Here is a 239-nt window from a genome sequence, read left to right as displayed (position 1 = left end):
GCCCCCACACCACTTCGCGCTTGCCCGGCGGCAGCGATTCCAGCGGGTTGCCGATCTCGGCCGGCGCCAGCGTATTGACCAGCCGGCGCACCGGACCCAGCCGCCCGCTGTCCAGTGAATCGGACAACAGTCGCAACTGGCGCGCCGTCTTGTCGTGGCGTACGGCTTCGGCCATGCACAGCTCCCGCGGAAAAATAAAAAAGGCCGCTATCCCGGACAGGATGCGGCAGAGGGGGTGG

General features: G+C 67.4%; 1 pseudogene. It reads right to left on the bottom strand.

Annotation, left to right across the window (positions count from 1 at the left end):
- Positions 1–175: pseudogene (locus tag ACQG3P_RS22900) on the bottom strand (magnesium transporter); the annotation flags it as partial.
- Between the last annotated feature and the right edge of the window lie 64 nt (positions 176–239).

Origin of the sequence: Stenotrophomonas sp. SrG (genome assembly GCF_050031795.1) — a bacterium.
GTDB lineage: Bacteria > Pseudomonadota > Gammaproteobacteria > Xanthomonadales > Xanthomonadaceae > Stenotrophomonas > Stenotrophomonas rhizophila_A.
This window is presented reverse-complemented; position numbering and strand designations above follow the sequence as displayed.